Source organism: Fervidicella metallireducens AeB, assembly GCF_000601455.1.
Taxonomy (GTDB): Bacteria; Bacillota; Clostridia; order Clostridiales; family Caloramatoraceae; genus Fervidicella; species Fervidicella metallireducens.
Genome location: NZ_AZQP01000050.1, coordinates 1 through 14,792, shown reverse-complemented (window position 1 = coordinate 14,792; position 14,792 = coordinate 1). Strand labels below are relative to the sequence as shown.

At 36.5% G+C, this 14,792-nt stretch carries 13 protein-coding genes and 1 other annotated feature; all 13 genes read right to left on the bottom strand.

All coding sequences use genetic code 11. The features are described 5' to 3' along the window. Positions 1-18: 18 nt before the first annotated feature. The gene (fusA, locus tag Q428_RS12045) at positions 19-2,097 is read right to left on the bottom strand and encodes an elongation factor G (protein WP_035381292.1); all 2,079 of its coding nucleotides are present in this window, start codon (positions 2,095-2,097) and stop codon (positions 19-21) included. Positions 2,098-2,189: 92 nt separating this feature from the next. Further along, positions 2,190-2,660 carry a 30S ribosomal protein S7 gene (gene rpsG, locus Q428_RS12040; protein ID WP_035381290.1) on the bottom strand — a complete coding sequence of 157 codons (471 nt, stop codon included), beginning with the start codon at positions 2,658-2,660 and terminating at the stop codon, positions 2,190-2,192. Between the two features lie 142 nt (positions 2,661-2,802). Continuing rightward, the gene (gene rpsL / locus Q428_RS12035; protein WP_035381288.1) at positions 2,803-3,180 is read right to left on the bottom strand and encodes a 30S ribosomal protein S12; all 378 of its coding nucleotides are present in this window, start codon (positions 3,178-3,180) and stop codon (positions 2,803-2,805) included. A 58-nt stretch (positions 3,181-3,238) separates the two neighbouring features. Then, positions 3,239-3,481 (bottom strand): ribosomal L7Ae/L30e/S12e/Gadd45 family protein, encoded by a 243-nt coding sequence (locus Q428_RS12030; protein WP_035381286.1) that lies wholly within the window; start codon positions 3,479-3,481, stop codon positions 3,239-3,241. Between the two features lie 151 nt (positions 3,482-3,632). Further along, positions 3,633-7,160, bottom strand: coding sequence for a DNA-directed RNA polymerase subunit beta' (gene rpoC, locus Q428_RS12025; protein WP_035381284.1), 3,528 nt, complete (start codon positions 7,158-7,160; stop codon positions 3,633-3,635). A gap of 21 nt (positions 7,161-7,181) precedes the next feature. Further along, a complete protein-coding gene (gene rpoB, locus Q428_RS12020; RefSeq protein WP_035381282.1) occupies positions 7,182-10,913 on the bottom strand; it encodes a DNA-directed RNA polymerase subunit beta in 3,732 nt (1,243 codons plus the stop codon). A 353-nt stretch (positions 10,914-11,266) separates the two neighbouring features. Then, the gene (rplL, locus tag Q428_RS12015) at positions 11,267-11,632 is read right to left on the bottom strand and encodes a 50S ribosomal protein L7/L12 (protein ID WP_035381280.1); all 366 of its coding nucleotides are present in this window, start codon (positions 11,630-11,632) and stop codon (positions 11,267-11,269) included. Positions 11,633-11,668: 36 nt separating this feature from the next. Further along, positions 11,669-12,169: a 50S ribosomal protein L10 gene (gene rplJ, locus Q428_RS12010; protein ID WP_035381279.1), complete on the bottom strand. Its 501-nt coding sequence runs from the start codon at positions 12,167-12,169 to the stop codon at positions 11,669-11,671. Positions 12,170-12,203: 34 nt separating this feature from the next. Then, positions 12,204-12,331, bottom strand: a sequence feature (ribosomal protein L10 leader region). A 44-nt stretch (positions 12,332-12,375) separates the two neighbouring features. Then, a complete protein-coding gene (gene rplA / locus Q428_RS12005) occupies positions 12,376-13,071 on the bottom strand; it encodes a 50S ribosomal protein L1 (protein ID WP_035381277.1) in 696 nt (231 codons plus the stop codon). Positions 13,072-13,132: 61 nt separating this feature from the next. Next, positions 13,133-13,558 (bottom strand): 50S ribosomal protein L11, encoded by a 426-nt coding sequence (rplK, locus tag Q428_RS12000; protein WP_035381275.1) that lies wholly within the window; start codon positions 13,556-13,558, stop codon positions 13,133-13,135. Positions 13,559-13,590: 32 nt separating this feature from the next. Then, positions 13,591-14,109: a transcription termination/antitermination protein NusG gene (gene nusG, locus Q428_RS11995; RefSeq protein WP_035381273.1), complete on the bottom strand. Its 519-nt coding sequence runs from the start codon at positions 14,107-14,109 to the stop codon at positions 13,591-13,593. A 37-nt stretch (positions 14,110-14,146) separates the two neighbouring features. Further along, positions 14,147-14,371 (bottom strand): preprotein translocase subunit SecE, encoded by a 225-nt coding sequence (secE, locus tag Q428_RS11990; protein ID WP_084478344.1) that lies wholly within the window; start codon positions 14,369-14,371, stop codon positions 14,147-14,149. A gap of 39 nt (positions 14,372-14,410) precedes the next feature. Then, positions 14,411-14,560 (bottom strand): 50S ribosomal protein L33, encoded by a 150-nt coding sequence (gene rpmG, locus Q428_RS11985; RefSeq protein WP_035381271.1) that lies wholly within the window; start codon positions 14,558-14,560, stop codon positions 14,411-14,413. Between the last annotated feature and the right edge of the window lie 232 nt (positions 14,561-14,792).

The window sequence follows — 14,792 nt, the reverse complement described above, 5'->3', positions numbered from 1 at the left end:
ATTCTTATTCTGCTTTTATTAGTTTCCAGCCTTTGCTCCTATTATTTGTGCTTGGATGCTTGCTGGTACTTCTTCGAAGTGATCCATTACCATTGAATATACACCTCTACCTTGAGTTCTTGATCTTAGTGTAGTTGCATATCCAAACATTTCTGATAGTGGAACGAATGCTCTTATTACTTGAGCTCCATTTCTAGCTTCCATTCCTTCAATTCTTCCTCTTCTTGAGTTGATGTCACCTATAACATCTCCCATGTATTCTTCAGGAACAGTTACTTCAACCTTCATTATTGGCTCTAAAAGAACTGGCTGTGCTTTTTGCATTGCATTCTTAAATGCCATAGAACCTGCAATCTTAAATGCCATTTCATTTGAGTCAACGTCATGGTATGAACCATCAAATAACACTACTTTACAGTCAACAACTGGATATCCTGCTACAACACCGTTTAGCATTGCTTCTTGGATACCTGCATCGATTGGAGCAATGTATTCCTTAGGGATTACACCACCAACAATATTGTTAACAAATTCGTATCCTTTTCCTGGTTCTTGTGGTATAAGTTCTATCCAACAGTGACCGTATTGTCCACGTCCACCTGATTGTCTTACGAACTTACCTTCAGCCTTAACAGCTTTTTTAATAGTTTCTTTGTATGCAACTTGTGGCTTACCTACGTTACATTCAACTTTGAACTCTCTTTGAAGTCTATCAACGATAATTTCAAGGTGAAGCTCACCCATACCAGCAATTATCGTTTGACCAGTTTCTTGGTCTGTATATGTTCTGAAAGTTGGATCTTCTTCAGCAAGCTTTGAAAGTGCAATACCCATCTTTTCTTGACCAGCTTTTGTCTTTGGCTCTATAGCTACATTAATAACTGGATCTGGGAATTCCATTTTTTCAAGAATTATTGGATTGTCTGGATCACATAATGTATCCCCTGTAGTTGTGTCCTTAAGACCAACTATAGCACCTATATCTCCAGCTCTTAATTCTTCAACTTCCTCTCTGTGGTTAGCATGCATCTTAACAATTCTTCCGATTCTTTCTCTCTTGTTCTTAGTTGAGTTTAATACGTAAGAACCTGATGTCATAACTCCTGAGTAAACCCTTGTAAATGCAAGCTTACCTACGAATGGGTCTGCCATTATCTTAAATGCAAGAGCTGAGAATGGTTCATCATCACTTGCATGTCTTACTGATTCTTCCTGAGTGTCAGGAATTACACCTGGAATAGCAGGAATATCAAGTGGTGATGGCATATATGCAACAACTGCATCAAGCATTAATTGTACACCTTTGTTTTTGTATGATGATCCACAAACAACAGGTACAATTTCGTTGTTACATGTTGCTTTTCTTAATGCAGCATGTATCTCTTCTTCTGTGAATTCTTCACCTTCAAGATACTTCATCATTAATTCTTCATCAGTTTCAGCTATTGCTTCAATTAGGTTTGTTCTATATTCAGCAGCTAATTCCTTTAAATCATCTGGAATTTCAGTTTCTTCAGCCACTGTTCCTAGGTCGTCAACATAAATAAATGCCTCGTTCTTTATTAAGTCAACAACACCTTTAAATGTTTCTTCTTTTCCTATTGGAATTTGTATTGGCACAGCATTAGCTCCAAGTCTTTCCTTCATCATTGATACAACTCTGAAGAAATCAGCTCCCATTATATCCATCTTGTTTACATAAGCCATTCTTGGAACACCGTACTTATCCGCCTGTCTCCAAACAGTTTCTGATTGTGGTTCAACACCACCCTTTGCACAGAAAACTGCAACTGATCCGTCAAGTACACGTAATGATCTTTCAACTTCAACTGTAAAGTCTACGTGTCCCGGCGTGTCAATAATGTTTATTGAGTGACCTTTCCATTGTGCAGTAGTAGCAGCTGAAGTTATTGTAATACCTCTTTCTTGCTCTTGCACCATCCAGTCCATTGTGGCTGCACCATCATGAACTTCTCCGATTCTATGTGTTCTACCAGTGTAGAATAATATACGTTCGGTAGTAGTAGTTTTTCCAGCGTCTATATGCGCCATTATACCTATATTTCTTACTTTCTCTAATGGAAATTGTCTAGCCACTATATTTCCTCCTCTCTGTCAATAAATTTTAAACAACGTAGGATGAAACCCTAAATATCCAAGGGATATTTAGGGTGTAGAATCCTATTTTATTACCATCTGTAATGAGCAAATGCCTTGTTAGCTTCTGCCATTCTATGAGTATCTTCTTTCTTCTTAACAGCTGAACCAGTGTTATTAGCTGCATCTAATAGTTCTCCAGCAAGCTTTTGGCTCATTCCTCTTTCGCCTCTTTTTCTTGCTGCATCTATCAGCCATCTAAGTCCTAGAGTCTGTCTTCTGTCAGCTCTAACTTCTACTGGCACTTGGTAAGTCGCACCACCTATTCTTCTTGCTTTAACTTCAAGAAGTGGCATGATGTTGTTTAAAGCTGTTTCAAATACTTCTAAAGCATCCTTACCAGTTTTTTCTTTTAATATTTCAAATGCATCGTAGCAAACCTTTTGTGCTACACCTTTTTTCCCATCCAACATTACACTGTTTATTAGCTTAGTAACAACTACACTGTTGTATATTGGATCAGGAAGAACTTCTCTCTTTGCAACATAACCTTTTCTTGGCACTTTTCTTCCCTCCTTAACATGAATATTTAATTCACAGGTACTCGACCCTCAGGGCCGTAAAGTGCTCTGTAAATGCAATCTATATTTAACCCGAAGGAGTTATTCAATTATTGCATGCACACAGCACCAGACTTAATTAAAATTACTTTTGCTTTGGTTTCTTTGCACCATACTTTGATCTTTGTTGCTTTCTGTTAGCAACACCAGCACAGTCAAGAGTACCTCTTACAATGTGGTATCTAACCCCTGGTAAGTCCTTAACTCTTCCACCTCTTATAAGAACAACGCTGTGCTCTTGTAAGTTATGTCCCTCACCTGGAATGTAAGCTGATACTTCGATACCATTTGTAAGTCTAACTCTGGCAACTTTTCTAAGCGCTGAGTTTGGCTTCTTTGGAGTTGTAGTCTTAACAACTGTACAAACTCCTCTCTTTTGTGGGCATTCCTTAAGTGCAGGAGAAGCTGACTTAACTTGAACCTTCTCTCTACCTTTTCTTACAAGCTGGTTAATAGTTGGCATATGTGCACCTCCTTCCAAAAATGAACACAATCTATAAAAGCTAGTAATAGCTTAATAGCTAATCATTTACTAAACAAGCCGCTGCAGCATTAACATCTATGCTACACAACCTGCCTAATTCCTCCATATCGTCAATATAAACTATTTCAACATTACATTGCTTAGCCATGTTGACAATGGAAGATACAATGTTTATATCCGCATCCTTTGCAATATAAACCTTTTTTGCGATGCCATCTTTCAAAGCTCGTAATGTCTGTTTTGTTCCAACAATCCTTGATTTTGGCAATTTCCAATCCATAATACTCACCTCTTGAACGTAAAGGAGGAAAATCCATCAATATTATGCAGTGGACTATAATTGATTTAACAGTAAGGTGAAAATCCTTACTGTTAAATCACACAAAATGAATTTTAACATTTATATGGATATATGTCAATATTAATAGACGTTAAACTTCAGTTAACTCGGTTTCAGTTTTTTCCTCGCCAGCCTTGATTTTTATGCTGTTGTACCTTGTCATACCAGTTCCGGCAGGAATTAACTTACCTATTAGAACGTTTTCCTTTAATCCTACAAGTGGATCAATCTTTCCTTTTATTGCTGCATCTGTAAGTACTCTAGTTGTTTCCTGGAAAGATGCTGCTGATAGGAATGAATCAGTTGCAAGAGCTGCCTTTGTTATACCTAGCAGTGCAATTTTTCCTTGTGCAGGTCTTAAGCCTTGAGCCTCAATCTTTTGATTTTCTTCTTCAAATTCGAATATATCAACTAGAGTTCCTGGTAATAAGTCTGTATCTCCAGCATCTTCTATTTTTACTTTTCTCAACATTTGCTTTACGATTATCTCCAGATGTTTGTCGTCGATGTCAACACCCTGAAGTCTGTAAACCTTTTGAACTTCAGCAACCAGATAAGCTTTAACACCATCTACACCCTTTATTCTTAAAATATCATGTGGGTTTACTGAACCTTCAGTTATTACATCTCCAGCCTCTATTCTACTTCCATCGAATACCTTTAATCTTGATCCATAAGGTATTTGATAAGTTTTTTCTTCTCCAGAATCAGTTATTACAGTAACAACCTTCTTCTTTCTATCTTCTGTAACCTTTACCAAACCTTCAACTTCACTTATTATTGCAAGTCCCTTTGGCTTTCTAGCTTCAAATAACTCTTCAACTCTTGGAAGACCTTGTGTTATATCTGCTCCAGCTACACCACCAGTATGGAATGTTCTCATTGTAAGCTGTGTTCCTGGTTCACCTATTGACTGTGCAGCTATAATTCCAACTGCCTCACCTAGGTTTACCTTTTCACCAGTTGCCATGTTTTTACCATAGCATTTTGAACAAACACCATATCTAGTTCCGCATGTAAACACACTTCTAATCTTAACTTTTGTAATACCTGCTTTAACAATTGTTTCTGCAATACTTTCGCTCATATACTTATTTCTTGCAATTATAAGCTCACCAGTTTCTGGATGATATATATCCTCTGCAGTATATCTTCCTTCTATTCTATCCTTTAATGATTCTATGATTTCATTTCCTTCTTTAATCTCTTCTACATAAGCACCCTTTTCAGTTCCACAGTCCTCTTCTCTAACAATAACATCCTGTGAAACGTCAACTAATCTTCTTGTTAGATATCCAGAGTCAGCAGTTCTTAAAGCTGTATCTGCAAGACCTTTTCTTGCACCGTGTGTTGATATGAAGTACTCAAGTACGTTTAATCCTTCACGGAAACTAGCCCTAATTGGAAGTTCTATAATTTTACCTGAAGGATTAGCCATAAGTCCTCTCATACCACAAAGCTGTCTGATCTGGTTCTTTGATCCTCTCGCCCCTGAGTGAGCCATCATGAAAATAGGGTTGAATTTATCAAGATTAGCCATCAGTGCATCCGTAACTCTTTCGGTAGTCTTTGTCCAAGTATCTATAACTTTTTCATATCTCTCTTCTTCTGAAATAAATCCTCTTCTAAACATCTTTTGGATGTTATCAACTGTTTTATCTGCTTCATCAAGTAATGTCTTTTTAGCTTCTGGAATTATCATGTCAGAAACAGAAACTGTAATAGCTCCAATTGTTGAATAGTGATATCCTAAAGCCTTTATGTTATCCAATGTTATCGATGTCTTCGTTGGTCCATGCTTTCTATAAACCCTTTCAACAATCTTACTTAACATCTTCTTATCAACAAGGAAATCTATTTCATAGTTAAACATTGTTTCTGGGTTAGTTCTATCAACAAAGCCTAAATCCTGTGGAACTGCTTCATTGAATAAAATCTTACCAGGAGTTGTCTGTACTATCTTACTTCTTACTTCTCCATCTAATTCCTTTGTTACTTTAACATTAATCTTAGCATGTAATCCTACTTCTTTTACTTGGTAAGCAAGTATTACTTCTTCAGGTGAAGCAAAATATTTTCCTTCTCCAGGTTCTCCATCTTTTTCTATAGTTAAGTAGTATGAACCTAAAATCATATCCTGTGTAGGTACTGTAACTGGTTTTCCATCTGAAGGTTTCATTATGTTATGTGCTGCAAGCATCAGGAATCTTGCCTCAGCCTGAGCCTCAACTGAAAGTGGAACGTGTACAGCCATTTGGTCCCCGTCAAAGTCAGCGTTATATGCACTACATACCAATGGATGAAGCTTTATAGCTCTACCTTCCACAAGAACTGGCTGGAATGCTTGAATACCAAGTCTGTGTAGAGTGGGGGCACGGTTAAGAAGTACTGGATGATCTTGGATAACCTCTTCTAAGATATCCCATACCTGGTTATTTACCCTTTCTACCATTCTTTTAGCATTTTTTATATTGTGTGCAATTCCTTTTTCAGTTAGTCTCTTCATTACAAATGGCTTAAACAATTCTAATGCCATTTCCTTTGGTAAACCACACTGATACATCTTTAGTTCTGGTCCTACAACGATAACAGAACGTCCTGAGTAGTCAACACGCTTACCAAGAAGATTTTGACGGAATCTACCTTGTTTTCCTTTAAGCATATCTGAAAGTGACTTAAGTGGTCTATTTCCAGGTCCAGTAACTGGTCTTCCTCTTCTTCCATTGTCTATCAACGCGTCTACTGCTTCTTGAAGCATTCTCTTTTCATTTCTAACTATGATATCTGGAGCCCCAAGATCTAAAAGCCTTTTAAGTCTGTTATTTCTATTAATTACCCTTCTGTATAAATCATTTAAGTCTGAGGTTGCAAACCTTCCTCCATCTAGCTGAACCATAGGTCTTAAATCGGGAGGAATAACAGGTACAACATCTAATATCATCCATTCAGGCTTATTTCCTGATTTTCTAAAGGCTTCAACTACTTCAAGTCTTCTAATTACCCTTACTCTTTTTTGACCTGTACTTGTTTCTAAATCTGACCTTAATTCTCTTGATAAGCCATCAAGATCTATTTCACTAAGCAGTTCTTTAATAGCCTCGGCACCCATTCCTGCTCTGAAAGTGTTATAACCGTACTTATCAACTGCTTCTCTGTATTCTTTATCAGTTAGAAGCTGCTTCTTAACAAGTCCAGTATTCATTGGATCAATAACAACATAAGCTGCAAAATATAATATTTTTTCCAATGATCTTGGTGACATGTCTAGAATTAATCCCATTCTTGAAGGTATTCCCTTGAAATACCAGATGTGGGATACTGGGGCAGCAAGTTCAATGTGCCCCATTCTTTCACGTCTAACCTTTGATTTTGTTACTTCAACACCACATCGATCACAAACGATACCCTTGTATCTTACCCTTTTATACTTACCACAGTGACATTCCCAGTCCTTTATAGGTCCGAATATTCTTTCACAGAATAAACCATCCTTTTCTGGTTTTAAAGTTCTATAGTTTATTGTTTCTGGTTTTTTAACCTCTCCCTTTGACCATTCTCTTATCTTTTCTGGAGAAGCCAATCCTATTTGTATGGAATCAAAATTATTAAGCTCGAACAAGAGGACATCCTCCCTTCATTTTTATTCTTGGTCATCTAAGTCACCAAATGAAAACAGGTCTTCATCCATGTCTGGCTCTATTTCCATGTTGGCTAAATCTTCTATTGATAGGTCTTCTTCATCATTGTCATCGCCTGGTTCATAACCGTCGTCTAATCCTGGGAAATCAGGTAATGATTGCTCTGGTAATCCTTCCCTTGTTTCCATTGTTGCTTCTATTTCTTCCAAATCTTCTTCTATATCTTCTTTTATTGTTATTTCTTGTTTATCATCAGTTAATACCTTTATGTCTAAACATAAGGATTGTAGTTCTTTAATAAGAACCTTAAAGGATTCTGGTACTCCAGCTTCTGGAATATTTTCTCCCTTTACAATAGCTTCGTATGTCTTAACACGTCCAACAACGTCATCGGATTTAACTGTCAATATCTCCTGAAGAGTATGAGCAGCACCATATGCTTCTATTGCCCAAACTTCCATTTCACCAAATCTCTGTCCACCAAATTGAGCTTTACCTCCTAAAGGTTGCTGTGTTACCAGAGAGTATGGTCCTGTTGAACGAGCATGTATCTTATCATCAACAAGATGGGCAAGTTTTAAGATGTACATATAACCTACAGTTACTCTGTTATCAAAAGGTTCTCCTGTTCTTCCATCACAAAGAACCATCTTACCGTCCCTCGCACATCCTGCCATTTCCAGACACTCTTGAATATCCTCTTCCGTAGCTCCATCAAATACAGGTGTTGCTACATGCCATCCTAGTCTGCTTGCAGCAAGACCTAAGTGAACTTCAAGTACCTGACCGATATTCATACGTGATGGTACACCAAGTGGGTTTAATACTATTTCAAGTGGCTTTCCATCCGGCATAAATGGCATATCTTCAACAGGAAGTACCCTTGAAATAACACCTTTATTACCATGACGTCCTGCCATCTTGTCACCAACAGAAATCTTTCTCTTTTGAGCTATATAAACTCTAACCAGCTCATTAACTCCTGGTGGCAACTCGTCACCCTTTTCTCTGTTGAATATCTTAACATCAACTATAATACCAGATTCTCCATGGGGTACTCTAAGTGAAGTATCTCTTACTTCTCTTGCTTTTTCACCAAATATTGCTCTTAAAAGCCTTTCTTCGGCTGTAAGTTCTGTCTCACCCTTTGGTGTAACCTTACCAATAAGGATATCTCCAGATCTTACTTCAGCACCAATTCTAATTATTCCTCTTTCATCAAGATCTTTTAATGCATCCTCACTAACGTTTGGAATGTCTCTTGTTATTTCTTCAGGTCCTAGTTTTGTATCCCTTGCTTCACATTCATATTCTTCTATGTGAATTGAAGAGAACACATCCTCCATCACTAGCTGCTCTGAAATTAATATAGCATCTTCGTAGTTATAACCTTCCCATGTCATAAAACCTATTAATATATTTTTACCAAGAGCAATTTCACCCTGGTCTATTGAAGGACCGTCTGCTATGATATCTCCTTTTTTAACGATATCACCCTCATTTACAATAGGTCTTTGATTTATACAAGTACCTTGGTTTGAACGCTTAAACTTTAATAGCCTGAATGTATCTATCTTTCCGTCTGCATCTCTCTTTATCTGAACCATGTCACCAGTAACCTTAGTTACTACACCATCAGCTTTAGCTAAAGGAATTACACCTGAATCCCTTGCAGCAGTATATTCGACACCTGTTCCAACATATGGAGCTGCTGTTTTTATAAGCGGTACTGCCTGACGCTGCATGTTTGAACCCATTAATGCACGGTTAGCGTCATCATTTTCAAGGAATGGTATCATAGCCGTTGCTATAGAAACTAACTGTTTTGGTGACACATCCATAAGGTCAACTTCATTAGGAGGTACTACTATTATTTCCTTTTTAGCTCTACCTGTAACTTTTTTATCTATAAATCTACCTTCCTCATCAAGAGGTTCGTTGGCCTGAGCTACTATATATTGGTCTTCTTCGTCTGCTGTTAAATATATTACTTTATCTGTTACGATACCTGTTTTCTTATCTACAACTCTGTATGGGGCCTCAATAAAACCATATTCATTAACCTTAGCATAGGTAGCAAGTGAGTTTATAAGTCCTATGTTCGGACCTTCTGGGGTTTCAATCGGGCACATTCTTCCATAATGAGAGTGGTGAACGTCTCTGACTTCAAAGCCTGCTCTTTCTCTTGAAAGACCTCCAGGTCCTAAAGCAGAAAGTCTTCTCTTATGAGTAAGCTCTGAAAGTGGGTTTGTTTGGTCCATGAACTGTGAAAGCTGTGAGCTTCCGAAGAATTCTTTTATAGCTGCAGCTACAGGTCTGATATTTATCAATGCTTGAGGAGTTACAACGTCAAGATCCTGAATAGTCATTCTTTCTTTAACTACTCTTTCCATTCTTGAAAGTCCAATTCTGAATTGGTTTTGTAGTAATTCTCCAACTGCCCTTAGTCTTCTGTTTCCTAAGTGGTCTATATCATCAGTATAGCCTATACCAAATGATAAATTCAGTTCATAGCTAATTGTAGCAAACATATCATCTTTAATGATATGCTTTGGTACAAGCTGATGCATCCTCTGTCTTATTGCATCCTTTATATCATCTTCATCATTAAATTCATCTAAAATAGCTTTTAAAGTTGGGTAATGAACCATTTCTTTTATATTTAGACCTGATAAATCATAAGGTAATCCTATCTTATGTATATCAACAAAATTATTACCTATTACCCTAACCTTCTTACCTTCTACAAGAACATCAACAACATTAATACCAGAATTCTGGATTAATGAAGCTGTTTCCCTATCTATTTTATTACCTTCTTCAACAAGTATTTCCCCTGTTTCAGGATTAACAATATTTTCTGCTGCTACCTGCCCCATTATTCTGTTAGCTATAGATAGCTTTTTGTTAAATTTATATCTTCCAACCCTTGAAAGGTCGTATCTCTTAGGATCAAAGAATAAACCTTCTATTAAAGAAGTAGCACTTTCAACTGTTGGTGGTTCGCCTGGTCTCAATCTCTTGTAGATTTCAATTAAACCTTCTTCAATTGTTTTTGTATTGTCTTTTTCTATTGTTGCTCTTAATCTTTCATCCTCGCCAAAGAACTGTAAAATTTCTCCGTCTGATCCAAGGCCGATTGCTCTAGTAAATACAGTCAAAGGCAGTTTTCTAGTTCTATCGATTCTTACATACAAAATGTCATTTGAATCTGTTTCATATTCTATCCAAGCTCCTCTGTTAGGAATCACTGTGGACGAATACAATCTTTTTCCTGATTTGTCTATGGTTTCAGCATAATACACACCAGGAGATCTTACTAGCTGACTTACAATAACTCTTTCTGCACCGTTTATTATGAATGTTCCTTGTTCTGTCATTAAAGGAAAATCACCCATAAAAACTTCCTGGTCTTTAACTTCACCTGTTTCTTTGTTTACAAGTCTTACTTTTACTTTAAGAGGTGCAGCATAAGTTGCATCCCTCTCTTTGCATTCTTCAACAGAATACTTAATATTGTCGTAGTCAAGTTTGTAGTCAATGAATTCCAATACAAGATTTCCAGTGTAATCCGTAATCGGATTTACATCCTCAAAAACTTCCCTGAGTCCTTCATCAAGGAACCACTTATAGGAATCCAATTGAACCTCAATTAAATTAGGCATTTCAACAACTTCTCTTATTTTGGAGAAACTCATTCTCGTTCTCCTACCAACCTTCACAGGATGTACCATTAAAATCTCACCCCTTAAGCAAAGTTAAATGGCCATATGCTAATTTAATGTAAAAATTAAAGTATTAGCCATTTTTATATTTTTAACAAATATTTTGCATTATATACAAAAAAGTATTATAATATAGACATAGTGTTAAAAATGCACAATAATCCTATTATCATGCATTTTAATATACTATCATAACATATATTTTCTGTCAAGTTTTATTTAATATTTTCTACAAAATCAAACTTAAATGTTTGATTTTTTTATTGTCTGAACAAAATAATAAATTCAACCCTTGTTTATCCTTACAATTACACTTTGTAAAAAATAAGTGCTCTGATAAGCACTTATTTTTTTAAGTTAAATTACTTTATTTCTACTGTAGCTCCAACTTCAGCAAGCTTAGCCTTTATTGCTTCAGCTTCTTCTTTGCTAGCTCCTTCTTTTAATGTCTTTGGAGCGTTGTCAACTACATCCTTAGCTTCCTTTAATCCAAGACCAGTTAATTCTCTAACTACCTTGATAACCTTAACTTTTTCTGCACCTGCACTAGCAAGTATTACATCAAATTCAGTCTTTTCTTCAGCTGCTGGAGCTGCTGCTGCTCCACCTACTACGGCTACTGGAGCTGCTGCGCTAACTCCAAACTTTTCTTCACATGCCTTTACTAATTCGTTTAATTCAAGAACTGACATTTCTTCTATAGCTTTAATGATATCTTCTCTTGTCATAATAATTCGCACCTCCATAAAAATTCATAATTAAAATTAAGCGTTTGCTTCTTGTTCTTTCTTTTCTTTGATTGCATTGAGTAAGTATGCAAGGTTTGATAATGGAGCCTTGAAGCTTCCAAGTAATTTCGCAAGTAATACTTCTCTTGGTGGAACTTTTGAAAGTTCAACAACCTTAGCAGTATCAAATATTTCTCCTTGAACAATACCAGCCTTTAATTGAATAGCCTTATGCTTTTCACCAAACTCTGCTAATATTCTTGCAGGAGCTGTAGGATCATCATAACCAAATGCAACCGCAACTGGTCCTTCTAGATATTTTTCAATATCTCCATATCCTAATTCCTTAGCTGCTCTTAAAGTTAGTGTATTCTTTAAAACTCTGTATTCAACACCAGCTTCTCTTAATCTCTTACGAAGCTCAGTATCCTCTTCAACAGTTATACCGATGTATGATGTAAGTATAGCAGCTTGGGCCTTTTGTAATTTTTCAACTATCTCTTTAACCTTAGCTTCTTTTATTTCTCTGTTGCCCACTTGTTACACCTCCTCGCCTTTTTTCGTAGGTCCTTTGTGCATAACAAAGGACCTCTCCGTAGACATAGAGAGGTCCTAATAACCCTATCTAAATCCTCGGTAGGTTGGTTACCCGTTACGCATTACTGCACCTACTGTCTACGGCATAATTTCCATATTCATGCTTTACTTTAATAGTTTATATCAACTTTCTGCACTTGTCAAGATTACTCTAACACTTTTGCAGCATTGATTTTTATTCCAGGTCCCATAGTGCTTGATACAACAACACTCTTAATGTATTGTCCCTTAGCAGCTGCTGGCTTTGCCTTTATAACAGCTTCCATTAAAGTATGGAAGTTGTCTGCTAATTTTTCAGCACCAAAAGACTTCTTTCCTATTGGAACGTGGATTATAGCTGTCTTATCAACTCTGTATTCAACCTTACCAGCTTTGATATCAGCAATTGCCTTAGCTACATCAAATGTAACTGTACCTGATTTTGGGTTTGGCATAAGTCCCTTTGGACCAAGTATCTTACCTAGTCTTCCTACAAGCCCCATCATATCTGGAGTTGCAACAACAACGTCATAGTCAAACCAATTTTCCTTTTGAATCTTGTCAACTAATTCTTCTGCTCCAACAAATTCTGCTCCAGCTGCCTCAGCTTCTTTAGCTTTGTCACCCTTTGCAAACACAAGAACTCTTACCTTTTTTCCAGTTCCGTGTGGAAGTACTACTGCACCTCTAACTTGTTGATCAGCATGTCTTGGGTCAACACCAAGTCTTACTGATAATTCAATAGTTTCATCAAATTTAGCCTTTGATGTCTGTATAGCTAATTCCATAGCTTCCATTGGTGTATAAAGTGAATTCTTGTCAATTAGCTTTAAGCTTTCTTGATAATTCTTTCCTCTTTTCATTTTCTATCCTCCTCCGTGGTTTTAGCGGTTTGTTACCTCCCACTTAATTAAAAGACAATTGTTACTCAGTAACTTCTACACCCATACTTCTTGCAGTACCTTTAACCATGCTTATTGCTGCTTCTAATGATCCTGCATTTAGATCAGGCATTTTCATTGTTGCTATTTCTCTTACTTTATCCATTGATATCTTAGCAACCTTTGTTTTGTTAGGCGCTGCTGAACCACTTTCTATTCCTACAGCCTTCTTAATTAAAACTGCAGCTGGTGGTGTCTTAAGTATAAAGCTGAATGATCTGTCTTGATAAACTGTAATTACAACAGGGATTATTAAACCTGCTTCGTTTGCTGTCTTTGCGTTAAACTCCTTACAGAATTGCATTATGTTAACACCGTGCTGTCCAAGTGCTGGACCTACTGGTGGAGCTGGTGTTGCTTTTCCTGCAGGTAATTGGAGTTTAATCATACCTACTACCTTCTTAGCCATGTTTTTTGCACCTCCTTAAGAATATTACAAGGCTATATTTTTTCAATCTGGTTAAAATCAAGTTCGACAGGCGTTTCCCTTCCAAACATATTAACCAGAGCCTTTACCTTTCTCTTTTCAATATTAATTTCTTGAATTTGTGCCACAAAATTTTCAAGTGGTCCAGAAATTATATTGACATTTTCACCAACTTCAACATCTATGTTCACAAGTGGCTGAACAATTCCCATTGATTCAACTTCTTCATCAGTTAAAGGAACAGGCTTTGATCCTGGCCCTACAAAACCAGTAACACCTCTTGTGTTTCTTACAACATACCATGCCTCGTCGGTCATAAGCATTTTAACTAAGACATATCCTGGATATTTCTTCCTTTGCACTACCTTAGTTTTTTCGTTTTTTGTTTCTACTAATTCTTCCATTGGTATCTGAACATCTTGAATAAAGTCATGCAACCCTCTGTTGTCTATTGTTTTCTCAAGATTTGCCTTAACCTTATTCTCATATCCAGAATACGTATGAACTACATACCACTTTGCTCTATCTGCCATAATTCAAGGGACTAATCTAAGTCCCTCCCTCCTTTTATTAAAATAATCGTAATATGGCCATCAATGCATTAGAGAATATCAAATCATAAAGCCAAATAATCACTGTAAAGAATGCCATAACTCCTAGAACTGTTCCTGTAGTTTTTACAACGTTGTCTCTACTTGGCCAGGTTATCTTTTTAAATTCAGCTTTTACATCTCTAAAATATTTAGCCATTGCGAATGCAGGCTTTGCATTTTCTATTTTAGCTTCAGCAGCCATATTTTCACATCCTTTAAATATTAATTGGAGAGGATTACGTTATTTTGTTTCTTTATGAGCAGTGTGCTTCTTGCAGAATTTGCAGTACTTTCTAAGTTCAATTCTGTCAGGGTCATTTTTCTTATTCTTCATTGTGTTGTAATTTCTTTGCTTACACTCTGTGCATGCAAGTGTTACCTTTACTCTCACCCTCTACACCTCCCAGCTTGATGCAACGAATATGTTAACATCCTACATTTTTGCAGATTTCTTCTTCAATTTATCACAATTTATATTTACTGTCAATACCACATTATTTTAAACTAAAAATCATAAAAACACAATAGTAAATTTTGCTTTTATTAGTATTTTCTTTTATTTGGAATTTTATACATTTTAAAATTACTTTAAAAAGGACCAGGTCACCCCAGTCCTATTAAAC